The sequence below is a fragment of the Streptomyces sp. NPDC050211 genome (genome assembly GCF_040656035.1).
GTDB lineage: Bacteria > Actinomycetota > Actinomycetes > Streptomycetales > Streptomycetaceae > Streptomyces.
The window spans coordinates 1-13227 of the sequence record NZ_JBFALC010000124.1; the positions used below are offsets into that span (position 1 = coordinate 1).

General features: G+C 69.2%; 13 protein-coding genes and 1 pseudogene. 4 read left to right on the plus strand and 10 right to left on the minus strand.

Annotated features, from left to right (window positions below; translation table 11 throughout):
- Window positions 1-345: 345 nt before the first annotated feature.
- The 7 genes from AB0I98_RS48320 to AB0I98_RS48350 all read right to left on the minus strand — a co-directional run bounded on the left by AB0I98_RS48320 (window position 346) and on the right by AB0I98_RS48350 (window position 5452).
- Window positions 346-756 carry a nuclear transport factor 2 family protein gene (locus AB0I98_RS48320; RefSeq protein WP_362952659.1) on the minus strand — a complete coding sequence of 137 codons (411 nt, stop codon included), beginning with the start codon at window positions 754-756 and terminating at the stop codon, window positions 346-348.
- Window positions 757-758: 2 nt separating this feature from the next.
- Entirely contained in the window at window positions 759-1565 is an 807-nt protein-coding gene (locus AB0I98_RS48325; protein ID WP_362952661.1) for an MBL fold metallo-hydrolase, read from the minus strand.
- Between the two features lie 44 nt (window positions 1566-1609).
- Window positions 1610-2218 (minus strand): DsbA family protein, encoded by a 609-nt coding sequence (locus AB0I98_RS48330; protein ID WP_362952663.1) that lies wholly within the window; start codon window positions 2216-2218, stop codon window positions 1610-1612.
- A gap of 153 nt (window positions 2219-2371) precedes the next feature.
- On the minus strand, window positions 2372-2866 hold the full coding sequence (locus AB0I98_RS48335; RefSeq protein ID WP_362952665.1) for a MarR family transcriptional regulator: 495 nt from the start codon (window positions 2864-2866) through the stop codon (window positions 2372-2374).
- Between the two features lie 266 nt (window positions 2867-3132).
- Window positions 3133-3330, minus strand: coding sequence for a hypothetical protein (locus tag AB0I98_RS48340; protein ID WP_362952667.1), 198 nt, complete (start codon window positions 3328-3330; stop codon window positions 3133-3135).
- A gap of 102 nt (window positions 3331-3432) precedes the next feature.
- On the minus strand, window positions 3433-4068 hold the full coding sequence (locus AB0I98_RS48345) for a DUF2637 domain-containing protein (protein WP_362952669.1): 636 nt from the start codon (window positions 4066-4068) through the stop codon (window positions 3433-3435).
- 358 nt (window positions 4069-4426) lie between these two features.
- Window positions 4427-5452, minus strand: a complete 1026-nt coding sequence (locus AB0I98_RS48350; protein WP_362952671.1) for a 6-phosphofructokinase — start codon at window positions 5450-5452, stop codon at window positions 4427-4429.
- Window positions 5453-5710: 258 nt separating this feature from the next.
- On the opposite strand from AB0I98_RS48350, the gene pstS reads away from it, so the two are divergent.
- On the plus strand, window positions 5711-6853 hold the full coding sequence (gene pstS, locus AB0I98_RS48355; protein ID WP_362952673.1) for a phosphate ABC transporter substrate-binding protein PstS: 1143 nt from the start codon (window positions 5711-5713) through the stop codon (window positions 6851-6853).
- 154 nt (window positions 6854-7007) lie between these two features.
- Here the strand turns inward: pstS and AB0I98_RS48360 are convergent, their stop codons facing one another.
- Window positions 7008-7640 (minus strand): response regulator transcription factor, encoded by a 633-nt coding sequence (locus tag AB0I98_RS48360; protein ID WP_362952683.1) that lies wholly within the window; start codon window positions 7638-7640, stop codon window positions 7008-7010.
- 14 nt (window positions 7641-7654) lie between these two features.
- Entirely contained in the window at window positions 7655-8794 is a 1140-nt protein-coding gene (locus AB0I98_RS48365) for a sensor histidine kinase (protein ID WP_362952675.1), read from the minus strand.
- Between the two features lie 238 nt (window positions 8795-9032).
- Here AB0I98_RS48365 and AB0I98_RS48370 point away from each other — a divergent pair, with 238 nt between their 5' ends.
- From AB0I98_RS48370 to AB0I98_RS48380, 3 genes and pseudogenes are all read left to right on the plus strand, one after another.
- Window positions 9033-9662, plus strand: a complete 630-nt coding sequence (locus AB0I98_RS48370; protein ID WP_362952677.1) for a hypothetical protein — start codon at window positions 9033-9035, stop codon at window positions 9660-9662.
- 113 nt (window positions 9663-9775) lie between these two features.
- A pseudogene (locus tag AB0I98_RS48375) lies at window positions 9776-10102 on the plus strand (hypothetical protein); the annotation flags it as partial.
- Between the two features lie 191 nt (window positions 10103-10293).
- A complete protein-coding gene (locus AB0I98_RS48380; protein ID WP_362952679.1) occupies window positions 10294-12753 on the plus strand; it encodes a PQQ-dependent sugar dehydrogenase in 2460 nt (819 codons plus the stop codon).
- Window positions 12754-12767: 14 nt separating this feature from the next.
- Here the strand turns inward: AB0I98_RS48380 and AB0I98_RS48385 are convergent.
- On the minus strand, window positions 12768-13227 hold a 460-nt coding region (locus AB0I98_RS48385; RefSeq protein WP_362952681.1), incomplete at its 5' end, for an ROK family protein.

Genomic DNA, 13227 nt, shown 5'->3' on the forward strand with positions numbered 1-13227 from the left:
CACAGATCCGTGCACACAGTTGAGGCCAGAGCAGGACTCAGAAGCCATTCCCCACCCCACTAAAGCGGGGCGTCCCCTGGCTAGGTCCTGATGGACGCTGTGCGCGGTCCCGGCGGCAGAAGTCGACTGAGGGCGGCGCCGAGTGTCTGGGTAAAGGCGTCCACCCCCTGCCAGTTGAGTCGTTCGACGGCTTCGTCGGCCAGATGGGGATCGACGCCGCTGAAGATGCCCGGTTCCAGCGCGCGGGCGGTGAGCCCCTACCCACAGCGGGTCGAAGATCCAAGAGGTGTGCGTCGCCCCGTGCATCGGTTGGAACGCCTCGGAGCCGTCCTGTGGAACGGAATGTCAGTCCGTCATCGCCTCGCGCACCAGCGCTGTGTCGGCGAACTGCTCGAAACGGACGATGAGTCCACCCCGTACGACGAAATGGTGGGCGACACGGACGTCGATCGGCTTGCCGGTGGCCTTGTTGGTCGCGGTGTACCGGGCGAGGACGACGACGTTCTCGCCGTCGACGACATAGGTGTCGTCGTGGGCGGTCCAGCCCTCCCATTCCTTGCCCAGCTGCTCCATCACATGGGAGGTGACCCCTTCAGGAGTGCGGTAGGTGCCGGCCAGGGGGAAACCGGCCATCTCCGTCCACTCCACGTCGGAGGCGAGGGTGGCGCGCAGGGCTTCCAGGTCGCCGGCCGCGGACGCCAGGTACTGGCGCCGTACGACGTCGGCGGGGGCCGTGGATGTGGCGAACTCGGCCATGGTCAGCCCCACTTCATCTCGCCCTTGGCGACCTTCGCGCCGATCTGGGCGGCGATCAGCATGCCATTGTCGGGGTAGCGCTTGACGAGCGCCTCCGTCAGCGCGGCACCGTCGGCCGCCTTGCCGAGTTCCTCCTCGAAGGCGAGCAGGTAGTCGCGGGTGGCGGTGATGGCGGAGGCGTCGGCCGGAGTGCCGGGCAGGCGATGGCCGGGGACGACCAACTCCGGGTCCAGGGCGGCCATTTCGTCCAGCAGGTTGATCCAGGCGGCGCGGTCGACCGGGGTAGGGGTATCGGCGATCCATACGTGCTCCTGCTGGAAGATCAGGACGCCGCCGAGGATCACGCGCTGCTCGGCCTGCCACAGGTAGTGGCGGTCGGGCAGTCCGGTCGGACCGCCCTTGAGTTCGAAGCGGTGTCCTTCGAGGGTGAGGTCGCCGGTCAGCGGGGTGAGGTCGACCAGGCGGGTGGGCAGGTTCGGGCCGAGGGTCGCCCAGGCCTTGAGCTTGCCCTCGTAGGAGTGCTGGATGTGCTCGATGACGATTGGGGTGGCGACGAAGACGGCGTCGGGGAAGGCGTCGGCGATCACTTCGGCGCCGAAGTAGAAGTCGGGGTCGCCGTGGCTGACGAAGACGGTGGTCAGCTTCTTGCCGGAGTCGAGGATCTCGGCGGCCAGCCGGTGGCCGTCGGCGCGGGTGAAGGCGGCGTCGACCAGCAGCGCCTCCTGCTCGCCGGTGACGAGGGTGGCGGTCTTGTTCTTGCTGCCGGCCGGGAAGTCCAGGTCGAGGACCTTGAAGGAAAGCGTGCTCATCGATGGCTCCTTTGCGTAAGGGATGGGGTGGGGACGGGGGAAGCTCAGTGAGCGGCGAGGCGTTCGTCGGCCTCGTCGGCGGTGGCGTGGCCGTAGGCCAGCGGGGTGACGGAGTCGGCGTCGACGGCCAGGAGAGTGGGGAACCCGGTGACGCCGAGCTGGGCCGCGCGGCGGAAGTCGGCGTGGGCCGCGGTCTGTGCCTCGGGTGCTTCGAAGGCGGCGACGACGGCATCCGCGTCGAGCCCGGTCGCCTGGGCGACCGTCCGGTACGTAGCCGCCTCGGACAGGCTCCGTCCGTCGACGTAGAAGGCGTGCTGTAGGGCCGCGGCCAGCTCCGCCGCGCGGTCCGGGGCCACCTGGCGCAGGGCCGCGACGCCACGGGCGGCGGCCTCGGAGTCCATCACGAACGAACCGTCGGCGATCAACTCCTCGTACGCCTGGCCGAACACGGCGCCGGTCAGCTCGGCGATCTTGGCGTTCGCGTCCTTGACGTAGCCGAACTCGCGGATCGGCACCCGACGCGGCCCGGTGAACAGACCGCCGGAGACCACCTCGACCGGCAGGTCGGGGTGGCGCGAGGTGATCTCGCGCAGGGTGCCGGAGAAGCCGTGCGACCAGCCGCAGCAGGCGTCGAAGACGTAGACGAGCTTCATCGAAGACCTCAGCAGGGATGGGGCGCTCGCCGGTTGCAAGCGATTCATCTGACCAAACAGTAGCTGACGCGTCAGATATTTCTCGATCTGTGTGAACTGAGACACACGAGCGCGGCCAACGCCATTAGACCTGCACTGCCGCCGCTCCGCAGGTCAGGGAAGCCGGGGCAGCACGTCCCGGGCTGTGTGACTGAGGATCCGCAGATCCTCCGCGAACCTCTCGCGATCCGCCGCGGGGAGGGGCTCCACGAAATACCGCTTGATGTTCTCCAGGTGCACCCGGGCAGCGCCTACGACTGTCTCCTCGCCCAGCGGGGTCAGCCGCACCAGCTTCCCGCGCCGGTCGCCGGGAGACTCCGCGCGCGTCACGAGCCCCGCCGTCTCCATCCGGTCCACCAGCCGGGTGGCGCCGCCAGTGGTCAGGACCTGCTCCTGCGCGATGGCCCGCATGGAAAGCCCGGGCTCACCCGCCCGCCCGAGGATCAGCAGCACCTCGAAGACCAAATGGCTGATGCCGCACTCCACCTCAAGCGCCCGGCCGAGGATGTACTCCAGCCGGTTCGCCGCCCCCTGCAACCGCCCGAACGCCAGGATGAGCTCGTGGTCAGCGGCCTCCTTCGCCGTCCTGATCTGCACTTCCTCACCCACGGCCGCGCCGCCCCTCTCGTCGTCCCGGTACCACCGTACCGATCACGCATGGGGCGGCCGGCGCAGCGGAATCGGCTCGCGCAGTCGAGCGACGGCAACCCCGTCCCCGCAGCGGTATGCGGTCGGGACGCCGAAGGGCAGGTTCTGTGCGGAGGTGTTCCCAGTACTCACGAAGAAGTCAAGGCTAAACACGACGCTCGCGCCGAAGCCGAAGTCTGCTGATCGACGATCATGTCGAGGAAATCCCGCACGGGATGCGGTTCATTTCACGGCGCCCGGCTGCCGCGGTCGTCACCGTGGTCGGCGCCGGGATCGCGGCAGTCACCCGTGAGCCTTTGAAGAGGCCACGGGAAATGAGTCGGCTCCTTCACCGGCTCCGCCCGCCATCGCAACCGTTCCAGGAAGCCGTCGGCAAGGACATCGCGGAGTTCGTCGTAGACCGCTGCCTCGCGGCGGGTCTCCACGGCGTCGTCCTGACCTCCAACGTCGCCCCTCACCACCCCATGTGGCACACCGACCGGTACTCGTACGGGCCGCTCGCAGCGGCGGCCCAAGAGGATCGTTTCCTAGCCGCCGACGGGAGCATGCCGGGCAGTGAGCAGTCCCGACCGCGCGCTCGGCTTCTCGTAGGCGGACGTACGAGGATCGACGGGGCGATCATTCGGCTCTTCACGCACGAGAGCGACCAGCCGCCTCGACCGCTCAGCACCAACATGCAACTGCTTCCGCGGAGTCTCCCCAGATACCGGCCTCTGGTGCGCTTCCCGATACTTGGCATCCACTTGCCGAGCCTGCTCAAGCAGCGGATCCGCCGCCCTTCGGCACAGCCACATCGTCCACTTCGTCCGCGAGACCATCACCCGAATGGCCCAGTGGCCGGTGCACCAACAATTCGACCGACAGCAGCAGCGCGACCGACGGCCCTCCTCCTGGGCAGGCTTGAGCAAGTCGGCCGTGGCCAACAACAGCCCGTCCACCGGTAACGGCCACAACACGGCCGTCACCGGGTCCGCTCCGCCTTGCAGGACGAAATGACGCTGATGCACATACGACGCGTAGGCCGCGACCGCTGCGACGACCAGACCGCGCAGCAGCCGCACCAACGCATCCGGACCAAGCGCACTCCGACCGGCCGGACGGGCTTCCATGCCCTCCCCGGGCCGCGTCATCGCGCCCTCGCCCCCGCCCGGCCCATTGCACATCCATTGCACAGTTGGCCGGGAACTCGCGGGAAATCCAGAGAACTGGAGGGAAGTATTCCGCAGTCGCTCGCTACAGCAACTCCCCAGGTCAGCAAAGGCCCAGCTCAGCCCCAGGCCCCCACCTACACGAGCGAGCTGTCCTGGCGGGAATGTTCCGTGCTTTCGGCAAACCCCCGCTGACCTGAACGGCACTCCCCTACGCCGGGGCCTAGTTTTCAAAGGTAAGAGCGCAACGGTCGTGGGCCGCCGCACCGATCCGCAGGCTGCGGAGGGCCGACTCGGTCCGGTCACGCACGCAGTTCTGCACCACGCGGCGAACTGGCAGGTCCCACGGCGATGGGGCGAGCGCCGCGACAAGTCAGCCGAAGAACACCTCGAACTCGTCGTACAGCGACGGGTCGACCATCTTGGGCTTCCCTGTGGCGTCGGCGAGGGGCAGGCGGACGATCCTGGTGCTCCGCAGGGCGACCATGACGCCGAAGTCGCCGTCCTTGACCGCGTCGATGGCGTGCAGCCCGAAGCGAGTGGCCAGCCATCGGTCGAAGGCGCTCGGGGTGCCGCCGCGTTGGATGTGGCCGAGGACCGTGGTGCGGGCGTCCTTGCCGGTGCGGTCCGAGATCTCCCGGGCCAGCCATTCGCCGATGCCGGACAGCCGCACATGGCCGTACTCGTCCAGCGTCTGATCCTTGAGGATCATCTGTCCCTCTTTGGGTACGGCCCCTTCGGCGACCACGACGATCGGGGCATAGTTGATCTTGAATCGGCTCTTCACCTGTTCACAGACGTCATCGATGTCGAAGGGCCGCTCCGGGATGAGGATCACGTTGGCGCCGCCCGCGACCCCGGCGTGCAGGGCGATCCACCCGGAGTGCCGCCCCATCACCTCCACCACCAGGGTGCGCATGTGCGACTCCGCGGTGGTGTGCAGACGGTCGATGGCCTCGGTCGCGATGCCTACGGCGGTGTCGAAGCCGAAGGTATAGTCGGTGCCGGACACGTCGTTGTCGATGGTCTTCGGCACCCCGACCAGATGGATCCCCTGTCGGCTCAGCTCGGTGGCCACACCGAGCGTGTCCTCACCGCCGATCACCACGAGCGCGTCCACGTCGTGCTCGGCGAGGGTGTCCCGCACGCGCCGCAAGCCGTCCTCGTGCTTGAAGGGATTGGTACGGGAGGAGCCGAGGATGGTCCCGCCACGAGGGAGGATTCCCCTCACGCCGGCGATGTCCAGCGGCATGACATTGCCCTTGAGCAAACCGAGCCAGCCGTCCCGTACGCCGACGAAGTCGAAGGCGTATTCCTGGACGCCTTTGCGGACGACACTGCGGATCACGGCGTTGAGGCCGGGACAGTCGCCGCCGCCGGTCAGAACTCCGACCCTCATGGGCTTCCTCCCATCCGCTGATCGCCCCGCCTCACCACGGATCGCCCCCTTCCAGCCTCCCTCCATTCGATCCGCAGTGGCCACTCGACGTGGGCAGGAGCCGGGCGCCTGCGTGATTACCTAAAGGGACCGACTCGCTACACACGGTTATCATCAGGGTGCGGTCGTGACTGCTGCTCGATCCACAGTCATCTGACCGCACCACATCCCCGCACTGCGCCGACCCTGGCGGCGGTCTACAGAATGGAGCACCGAAGAGTGAAGCTTCAGCGGAAGAACGGGCTGCGCCTGCTGGCGGTCGGCTCGGCGGTTGTCTCCGGCGCTCTGCTCCTGGCAGCCTGCGGCTCAAGCGGCGGTTCCCGGCCCTCCGGCAGCACGCCCCTGGCTGCCTCGCCCGCCGCCCCCACGGGTGCCGGCGGCGTCAAGTGCGGCAAGGCGGCCACTGTGTCGGCTTCCGGCTCGACTGCGCAGGAGTTCGCGATGCAGTTCTGGATCAAGAACTACATGCGGGCCTGCCCCGGTACCCGGATCAGCTACGAAGGCAACGGCTCGGGTGCCGGCCAGACCGACTTCCTGAAGGGCAGGACCGCCTTCGCGGGTTCCGACTCCGCACTGAGCGCCACCCAGATCACCCAGTCCAGGACCGTCTGCTCCGGCGGTCGAGCCGTCCACCTGCCGATGCTCGGCGGCCCGATCGCGATCGCCTACAACCTGCCCGGGGTCAGCAAGCTGGTCCTGGATGCCCCCACCCTGGCCAAGGTCTTCGACGCGCAGATCACGAAGTGGAACGATCCCGCGATCGCGAAGCTCAACCCCGGCGTCAAGCTGCCGTCGACGTCGATCCAGGCGTCACACCGGTCCGATTCCTCCGGCACGACGGACAACTTCACCTCCTACCTGAGCGCCGCCGCACCGAGTGCGTGGGCGCACGGGCACGACAAGGAGTGGATGGCCAAGGGCGGCCAGTCCGCCAAGGGTTCCTCGGGCCTCGCCGACCACGTGAAGAAGACCGAGGGTGCGATCGGCTACGTCGAGCTGTCGTATGCGATCGCCCGCAGCATTCCCACGGTCGCGATCGCCACCGGCGCGCCCGCTCCGGTCTCCGCCAGTGTCTTTACGGCCTCCAAGGCGCTCGCCGATGCCAAGATCGCCGGCGCCGACGACCTCGTGCTCAAGCTCGACTACGCGACCAAGGCACCGGGCGCCTATCCGATCGACCTGGTCACGTACGAGATCGTCTGCGACAAGGGCAACAAACCGGCGACATGGTCCACCACCAAGGCATTCCTCACGTACATCGCCGGCCCCGAGGGCCAGGAGGACCTGAGCTTCCAGGGCTACGCGACGCTCCCGGCCACCATCGTGAAGAAGGTCCGCAGCAAGATCAACAGCCTGTCCTAGGGTGAGGGAGCCAGGCCGGCAGGGCATTGCGCCGGGCGAGGGTCCCGTCGTACGCCCGCTGGCTCCCCCATCCCACCGCGTCCGATGGGTGAGGGTGCCGCAGCCGCCCCAGGAAGGGCTGGTGGCTCGCAGGGAACTGGTTTCGCGGTGGGCTTCACAGCAGGCCCAGCTCGTGGGCGCGCAGTGCGGCCTGGGTGCGGTCGCGCAGGGCGAGGCGGCTGAGGATGCGGGAGATGTGGTTCTTGACGGTGCCCTCGCTGAGATACAACTGCGTGGCGATCTCCCGGTTGGTCCGGCCACGCGCCACGAGCCGCAGGATGTCGATCTCGCGCGGGCTGAGGGCGACCACCGGGGCCGGGACGGGGGCAGGTGGCGGCAGGGCGGCGGCGAGGCGGCCGGCCACCGAGGAGTCGAGCTGGGTGACTCCGGCGTGTGCCAGGCGGATCGCGTGGGCGAGTTCGTCGGCCGGCAGGTCCTTGAGCAGATAGCCGCTGGCGCCCGCCCGCAGCGCCTGGACGACGTACTCCTCGTCGTCGAACGTCGTGAGCATCACCACCCGGCTCTCCGGCGCCCGGCCGCGCAGCACGGCGACGGCCTCGACGCCGTCCAGCTCCGGCATGCGTACGTCCATCAGCACGACGTCGGGCCGTAGTTCCACCGCCTTCTCGATGGCCTCCCGCCCGTTCACCGCCGTGCCGACGACCGTGATGCCGGGCCGGATGGAGAGCAGCGACGCGATGCCGTCGCGGATGAGCTGCTGGTCGTCCACCACCAGCACCCGCACCATCGTCGGCTCCTCGCTCACCGCTCGCCTCCGCCCCGGGGGACGACGACCGTGAGCCGGGTGCCCCCGCCCGGTCTGCTGTCGATGTCCACGCTGCCTGCCACCAGGTGCACCCGTTCCTTCATGCCGGTCAGGCCGAATCCGGCGGTGGCCGTGTCCGGTGTGAAGCCGCAGCCGTCGTCGGCCAACGCCAGTCGCGCGCCGTGTTCGGTCAACCGGACGGCCACCGACACCCGCGAGGCTCCCGCGTGGCGCAGCGCGTTGGTCAGCCCCTCCTGCGCGGCCCGGTACAACGCGGTCAGCTCCGCCGCGCTGTATCCGTCCTCGTCTCCGCTCACCTCGACGGTGACGCACGGTCCCGTACCGCCGTCGCGTGCCCAGCCCTCGAGTGCGGCGGACAGTGACGGGCGTGCGGCCTCGTCGCGCAGCGCGCGCACGGACTGCCGTACGTCGCCCAGCGCGAGCTTGGCCGCGTGCCTGGCCTCGGTCATCGCCCGTCCGGCGGCGTCCGGGTCCAGGGTGCGGAACTCCGCGGCGATCTCCAGCTGCACCGAGATGGCCGTGAGATGGTGGCCGAGGCTGTCGTGGATGTCCCGGGCCAGCCGGTTGCGCTCGGTCGCGGCGGACAGTTCCGCGACCCGCGCGGCGTACTCCTGCAGTTCACGCCGGGCCCGCTGTTCGCCGACGGCGACGGCCGCCATCGAGATCGCCAGCACCAGGCCGATGCCGAGCATGAGCAGGTCGGACACGTACTCCATGTCGCGGTACCAGCCGGGGGCGGTCAGCAGATAGCCGGTGAGCAGTCCGGCCACGCACAGCGCCGCCAGCGCGAGCGCGACCGTGCGGCCGAACGCGAAGTAGGCGGTGAACGGCAGCAGCACGAACAGCACTTGGGACAGTTCCGAGGCGTCCAGGGCGACCACGGCGGCCGTCAGGCAGAACCGGGCGAGCAGAAGCGGCACCCTGGCCTCGCTCCACCGGCGCCCCACCGCTTCCAGTACGAACAGGGCCGCGAGCCCCGCCACGAAGCCGGCCGTGCGCCAGGACAGCAGCCCGGGACCGTCGCCCAGATCCGCTGCAAGGTAGTAGAGACCGCCGACGAGCACCGCGCCGTACAGCAGCGGCGACACCCACGGGACAGGAACATACGCCGCCATGCACACCCCCACCCACCCGACGCTGCCGCCAGGCTAGGCCGGGTCCGCACCCGGAGCGACACGGACGGGAAAGCTCCGGACAGGTATGGCCGAACGGCACATGCCCAACGGCACCCGTGCCGCCCGTGCGACGGTGACTTCCCGCGGCCGCTTTCGCCGCTGTGCACCTCCCTCCGCTGACGCGCCACTCCTACCGTTGCGGCCCTGACCTGCCCCTCGACGAACCGGAGTGGCCCACATGTCCTCGCCCATCAGCACTGCACCGGTCTCCACCCGGCTCACCCGCCTCGGCGCCCTCTGCGGGGCGCTGTCCGGCCTGCTCATCGCCCTGCCCTCACTGGTCGAGGCGTTCACCGGGGAAACCGCCGCGACCAGCTTCCTCCTCGCCCTCTCCCCCGCGTTCTCCCTGCCGTTCCTCACCGCGCTCCACCAGCGGCAGAGCCAGGCAACCGGCCGATTCGGAGAAACCGCCTACGTCGTGAACCTCATCGGCCTCGGCCTGTTCGGCGGGGCCGCGTTCACCTCGAACCTGGTGCTGTTCTACCTCGACGACGCCGTCATCGACGCGGAACTGACAGGCCCCACCATTCCCGCACTCCTCGGCTCGGCCGTCGTCTTCGCCGTGGGCTGCGCCCTGTTCGGGGCAGCGACGATCCGCGCCCGCAGGTTCCCCAAGGTGCCGTCATGGGCGTACGCCGTCGCACTGCCGCTGCTCGCGTTTCTGATCGCGCTGCCCGAATCGGTGTTCACGAGCGCACTGCACATCGTCGTCGGTGCCACGTTGATATGGCTCTCGATGGCGCTGTGGCAGTCGTCCCCGGCGGCCGACCGGGCCGGCGTTCCGCGCAGTGATGCTCGCGCTGCCTGACGACTCCACGCAGCTGCACTTCGAAACCCGCGCGGGCTGATGGACGCCGGCTTCAACCGGCTCGACGAAGTGGGGGCTGGGCGCGAGATGGCGGGTCAAGCTCGCCGAGGTCGATGCGAAGCGTGCAGGACTGCGGCACCCACGCCAGGTCGGTCATCGCGCTCAGTCCCGTCATCGGCACCCACCCGAACCTCGCCCGGTTCAAAGTCCTTGCCCCCACCTCCCGCAGCGTCTACCCCGACTGGGACACCGTCGCCGACATCGCGGTGGCGATCCTGCGCACCGAAGCCGGCCGCAACCCTCACGACAAGGAGCTCCACGACCTCGTCGGTGAACTGTGCACCCGCAGCGACGAGTTCCGCACCCGCTGGGGTGCCCATGGCGTCCGCCACCACGGCACCAGCACCAAACGCTTCCACCACCAGGGCGACGGCGAGCTGCACGACGCCGAGATCTTTGTCCTCTCAAGGACGAAAGTTCTAGCGATCTTCGCAGAACTTCTTTTCCAAGCGCCCATAAGCCCTTAGATTCCTCCTCGCCCCAAGTGCCGCCCCGAGGACGGGAGTCCGAGATGCCCGATCAGCGATCAGAACGCGGCCGGTTCCGGTTCCGGGAGGGAGCCGGGTCTTTAGTGCCCCGCAGACGCCTGCGCGCCGCCGGGGGCCTGAAGGCGCTGCTGGTCGCGGTGGCCGTGCTGCCGCTCGCGCTGATGGCGCCCGCGGCGGACGCCCGTGACGGCGGGCGGGACGTGCCGGTGCCGAGCGACGACCGGTTCCAGAAGGTGCTGCTCGAGGGCACCGGCCTGACCCAGCCGATGCGGATCAGCGTCGCCCCCGACGGCCGGGTGGTCTACATCGAGCGGGACGGCCGGGTGAAGGTGTGGGATCCGCAGCAGGAGAAGTCGGTCGTGGCCGGCACGGTGCCGGTGAAGGTCACCGGTGAGCTGGGGCTCGTCGGGCTGGCCCTGGCACCGGACTTGTCCAAGACCGGGCACATATACCTGCACTTCTCCCGGCCCGACTGGGACACGTCGTACGTCTCACGGGTGGCCCGCTTCACCCTCAGCGAGCAGAACGAGCTGGACCCGGCCTCGGCGACGACCGTCATCGACATCCCGCACCCGCGCGGCGTGGGCGGCGGTCACAGCGCCGGTGACCTGCTGATGACCGAGCGCGGGGTGCTGTTCATCGCCACCGGCGACAACACCAACTGCTGCGCCTCCCGGGGCTTTCCCGGCACCGACGAGCGGCCGGGGCAGGCGAACGGGGACGCCCAGCGGACCTCGGCGAACACCAATGACCTCAACGGCAAGATCCTTCGCATCAAGCCGAAGGCGGACGGCGGCTACACCGTCCCCAAGGGCAACCTCTTCCCCGAGAAGGACGACAAGCAGGACAAGACCCGCCCCGAGATCTACGCGATGGGCTTCCGCAACCCGTTCACGATCGGCGACTACGACGAGAAGACCGGCGCCCTGTGGATGGCCGACTACGGCCCGGACGCCGTCCTGTCGGATCCGGAGCGCGGGCCCGCCGGCCACGTCCGGCTGTTCCTGATGAAGGGTCCGGGCAACTACGGCTGGCCGTACTGCACGATGGACAACCAGCCGTACAACGACTGGAACTACGTCGACGACAAGCCGGGCCCATGGTTCGACTGCGACAAGCCGGTCAACGACTCCCCCAACAACACCGGCCTGACCGAGCTGCCGCCGATCGAACCGGCGACGATCTACTACACGTACGACAAGCAGGAGTACTTCCCAGAGCTGTACGGCGGCGGAGCCATGGCCGGGCCGATGTACCGCTACGACGCGAAGAACCCCTCGCCGACGAAATTCCCTGAGTGGTTCGACGGCCGGCACTTCCTCTACGACTGGACCACCGACTGGGTCCAGACCACCCGCTTCGACAAGAAGCTCACCTCCCCCAAGGGCATGCGGGAGTTCCTGCCGGAGACGGACTTCGTCAAGCCGATGGACATGGAGTTCGGCCCCGACGGCTCGCTGTACGTGCTGGAGTACGGCAACGGCTGGGGCTCCAGCAACGACGACGCCGGCCTCTACCGCGTCGACCACATCGAGGGCAATCGGGCGCCGCAGGTCGAGGCGAAGGCCAGCGCCAACTCGGGGGCGCTGCCGCTGACGGTGGACTTCGACGCCTCCGGCACCACCGACCCCGACGGCGACACGCTCGCCTACGCCTGGGACTTCGACGGCGACGGCACGACGGATGCCGAAGGTGCCACGGTGTCGCACACCTACACCTCCGCCGGGGAGTTCCAGCCCCAGCTGACGGTCACGGACGCCGGCGGCCAGTCGGCTACCACCCGGCTGTCCGTCGTCGCGGGCAACACCCGGCCCACGGTCACCTTCGAGGCGCCTGTGGACGGCGGCTTCTCCGAGTTCGGCGAGGACATCCCGTTCACGGTGAAGGTCGAGGATCCGGACGGCGGGCCCGTCGACTGCACGAAGGTCGAGGTGACGTATCAGCTGGGGCACAACCAGCACGGCCACCCCATGGGCGAGGCCACGCCGGACGCGAACTGCCAGGGCGTCATCTCACCGGGCCGTGACGCCGAACACGGCCCCGGTGCGTACGTGTTCCACATCGTCGAGGCGAGCTACACCGACGAGGGCGGCGAAGGCGGTGCCCCGGCGCTCACCGGCGAGAGCGACGTCGTGCTGCATCCGCGCGAGTACAGCGCCAGCACCTACCCCGAAGGCGAGGGCGTCGGGCTGTACTACGGCGAGGTGTTCGTCCCCGGCTCCGGCAACTGGTTCATGTTCCCGCGCATCAACGTCGGCGACATCGACCAACTGGCGATGGAGTTCGCCACCCGGACGGCCGGTGTGAACGTCACCGTCCACGCCGATGCCCCCGACGGACCGGTCGTGGCGCGCTACGAGAACCTGCCGCACACCGGGTCGACCTCGCTCAGCAATCGCGTCTACCAGACGTTCACCGCCCCGGTCACCGACCCCAGCGGGGCACACGACCTGTACTTCGTCGCGGACTGGCCCGACGGCGTACAACCGGAGCTGTTCGTAGGCCACTTCACGTTCCAGACGGGCCCGGGAGAGGAGGGCTGAGACTTGGGCGGACGCTACGGGGTCTCCGGTCCGTGGATGCGGGCGGCAAGCCCGGCCGGGGACCCCGCGTCCAGCCACAGCGGCAGCAGTTGGACGGACAGGAGTTCGTCCATCACCATGTGCGCCGCCCCGACCAGCCCCGCCGTATCGCTGAGCGGGGAGAACGCCACCCGCAGATCCGTCGTGGCGGAGGGGAAGGCGGCCTGGTAGAGGGTCTCGCGTATCGCGGCGAGCAGCACGTCGCCGCTGCGCGCCACGCCGCCACCGACGATCACCAACGACGGGTTGACCACGTCGACGACGGCGGCAAGACCGCGTCCCAGCATCCGTCCCGCCTGCTTCAGCAGCGCCGTGGCGGCCGGATCGCCGCCGGCGGCCGCGTCGGCGACATCACGGGCCTCGAGCGTCGCGGTCCCGCTCTGCTCGAGGCGGCGCGCCAGCGCCTCGCTGCGCCCGGATCGCACCAGCTCGAGC

Excerpts from the sequence above, each read along its gene's own strand:
- AB0I98_RS48320 (WP_362952659.1), bottom strand. The coding sequence starts at position 756 with ATGGCCGAGTTCGCCACATCCACGGCCCCCGCCGACGTCGTACGGCGC.
- AB0I98_RS48325 (WP_362952661.1), bottom strand. The coding sequence starts at position 1,565 with ATGAGCACGCTTTCCTTCAAGGTCCTCGACCTGGACTTCCCGGCCGGC.
- AB0I98_RS48330 (WP_362952663.1), bottom strand. The coding sequence starts at position 2,218 with ATGAAGCTCGTCTACGTCTTCGACGCCTGCTGCGGCTGGTCGCACGGC.
- AB0I98_RS48345 (WP_362952669.1), bottom strand. The coding sequence starts at position 4,068 with ATGTGCAATGGGCCGGGCGGGGGCGAGGGCGCGATGACGCGGCCCGGG.
- AB0I98_RS48350 (WP_362952671.1), bottom strand. The coding sequence starts at position 5,452 with ATGAGGGTCGGAGTTCTGACCGGCGGCGGCGACTGTCCCGGCCTCAAC.
- AB0I98_RS48360 (WP_362952683.1), bottom strand. The coding sequence starts at position 7,640 with ATGGTGCGGGTGCTGGTGGTGGACGACCAGCAGCTCATCCGCGACGGC.
- AB0I98_RS48365 (WP_362952675.1), bottom strand. The coding sequence starts at position 8,794 with ATGGCGGCGTATGTTCCTGTCCCGTGGGTGTCGCCGCTGCTGTACGGC.
- AB0I98_RS48370 (WP_362952677.1), top strand. The coding sequence starts at position 9,033 with ATGTCCTCGCCCATCAGCACTGCACCGGTCTCCACCCGGCTCACCCGC.